The 2,385-nt window shown below is 39.4% G+C and carries 1 protein-coding gene and 1 rRNA gene; one reads left to right on the top strand and one right to left on the bottom strand.

Translation table 11 applies throughout. From position 1 onward, the window contains the following. Positions 1 to 94, top strand: a 5S ribosomal RNA gene (gene rrf, locus ACI2IW_RS13900); the annotation flags it as partial. Between the two features lie 923 nt (positions 95 to 1,017). On the opposite strand, the gene ACI2IW_RS13895 is transcribed toward rrf, so the two are convergent. Further along, the gene (locus ACI2IW_RS13895) at positions 1,018 to 2,043 is read right to left on the bottom strand and encodes a purine-nucleoside phosphorylase (RefSeq protein WP_404693959.1); all 1,026 of its coding nucleotides are present in this window, start codon (positions 2,041 to 2,043) and stop codon (positions 1,018 to 1,020) included. Positions 2,044 to 2,385 lie beyond the last annotated feature (342 nt).

Raw genomic sequence — 2,385 nt, 5'->3', positions numbered from 1 at the left:
GGCCCCACCTGATCCCTTCCCGAACTCAGAAGTGAAACATCGTAGCGCCAATGGTAGTGTGGTTCGCCCATGTGAGAGTAGGTCATCGTCAGCTCTCTATTCTGAAATATCCCCCGACATTAGCTTGTCGGGGGATTTTCTTTGTGTCTATCTTTTATTCCTAGTGACCTACGTAGCAAATCCTATTTAAAGGTGAGCAAGGAGTAACGACTGTCTGGGAGACAGTCGTCCGCAGTGCAAGACGGAAGGCTATGCCGGTAGATAGCTCTTGCGTTGCCTAGCAAAGCAATGTTTTGCCTTAACGGTGCTCTTCTCGTTCGTCAGCTCTCTATTCTAAATAAAGCCCCCAACGCTCACGCGATGGGGGTTTTTCTTTGGCTAACATTAAAAATTATTTTGCCAATACTATAACGTATATGCGAACCTTACTACTTACAGAACCATAGATGTTTTCATTGCGTATGTACTATTTTAAAGCGAAACCCGGGCTCTAAGACAAAAGAAATATCTATCATCAGGCAAAACTATGCCGTTAAATCTAACCAAATGTATTATATTATACCTAGCCAGTAAAGTTTATAAACGATAAAAGACACCATAATATCCGCTTCTACCCTTTTAGTATGCTAAAGGAGAGAGCCGTGAGGTATTAGGCATTGATATTGGGACAAGAAGTACCTTTTACTACGATTGATACAGTACCTTAATTATTGAGCGGAATGATGTTGTCATCTTTTGAGTAACTTAGATAGAATGAGAAAACTCGCTAAAGATTGAATAGAGGTCTATATCAAGGATGAATCCTACAGCTTACTTAATCGTATACTATCTAACGAGCGTAAGCCGATCGAAGGCTTAATTATTTTCTAATCAAGCTGTAATGGAAGAGCTATATTGGTAGTAGAACTATAAGACATCGTAGTTCCCAGAATGAGTGTAAACCCACTCTAGGAACTACTTACTGCTTGCTAACTATTAACTGTCTGTTGTACTACTTAGAATTTATCTTGGAGTTCTTTATTCTTCTTTGAATTTTGGCACACCTTTTTCCCAGACATCCCAGTTATCAACGATGTGATCGACAGTTTTTGATCCCACTAGTACTATATTTTCTACTATTTCTGCAAAGCCACCAGCTGTTTCCCCTGGCGCTGGATCTAGATGTTGAAGCGTGGTCTCATTTGGATTACCTTGGTCAAAATTCACTGCGCCACGTAAGCTCATGATGCGTTCAATACCTACCGTTCTGTTAAGTACTTGTGCTATTGCAGCGGCTTCCATTTCAGTGATAATGTAATCATCTGCGTTATACAATTCAGCTATATATTGCGCTTGTTTAGACAACCCTGGTCCATGAAAAAAGGTATCTCCTGTCATATGAGTGCCTACGGTGATAGCTGGGCTCCGTCGTGCTGCTGCATCAGGATATTTCATTCGATAGGCGCTGGCTTCTTTTGAGTCTTTTAAGGCAACTGACTGGCTTAGATGTAGATTCCATTTTAGCAGGTCAGAGTTAAGTTGATAGCGGCGAATATCTTCATAGCCTTTGCGTGGTGTAAACGTAGGTGCGCCTTTTTCACCTTCTTCAGCTTTCCAGCGGTGACCTAAGTCATAATCTACGAGCCAAGACGCCCAGCTTACATCACCTATCGTGCCTTTACTCGGTGGTGTTCCTGCGACACCACTTAGAACGAAGTAGCTTTTGCTAAAGTCAAATTTGGGAGAAAGTGTGATTGCTTGCATGGACGCTGAAGACCCTACTTTACCCATCCCTAATACCGAACCACAGACACCTTCTGAATTACAATAAACTGGGCTATGGGCACCTTCTACTTTTATAGGCTTACTATCTGTAAAATATTGATTATACCAATGCTGAAATTCGCCTGCTTTATCCCCACTATTTTCACCAATTTCAAACATCGCTGCGATAAATACCTTCACTTGGATTTTATCTTGATGAGTTTCAGCTTGTGCATTACTGCAAAGTATGAATATCATGGCAAAAATAGATAAATGAAAAAAATGTTTTTTTATAAACATATGGGACGCCTATTTAAAGTATTTGAGTCTGGATTTATAATTTAATTAGCAATAACTAAAAAATTCGCTAAAACTAAATAAATGCTTATATATCCAATACAGAATAGCATAATCTTTAGATAGGCTGGAGCGTTCGGCCAGTGTAGAGGGTAGGTCAAAAGGTTTTGGTTGGAATAGATTTTCCTTTTTTACTGTTTTTATTTAACTATTTACGCTGTGCAGTTATATTTTTCGATAAAAAATTTCTGCTATAGTCAGTCCAAAATAGAAAAGGTACAATGCTTTTAAACCAAGCAAAGAGAAATATAAAAGATGACCTACTCAGCAGATTTTCGAGCACAA

It is taken from the genome of Psychrobacter sp. NPDC078501 (assembly GCF_044900935.1).
Lineage (GTDB): Bacteria > Pseudomonadota > Gammaproteobacteria > Pseudomonadales > Moraxellaceae > Psychrobacter.
This window is presented reverse-complemented; position numbering and strand designations above follow the sequence as displayed.

What these genes read in the sequence shown, in the direction of transcription:
- ACI2IW_RS13895 (WP_404693959.1), bottom strand. Translation starts at nt 2,043, where the DNA reads ATGTTTATAAAAAAACATTTTTTTCATTTATCTATTTTTGCCATGATA.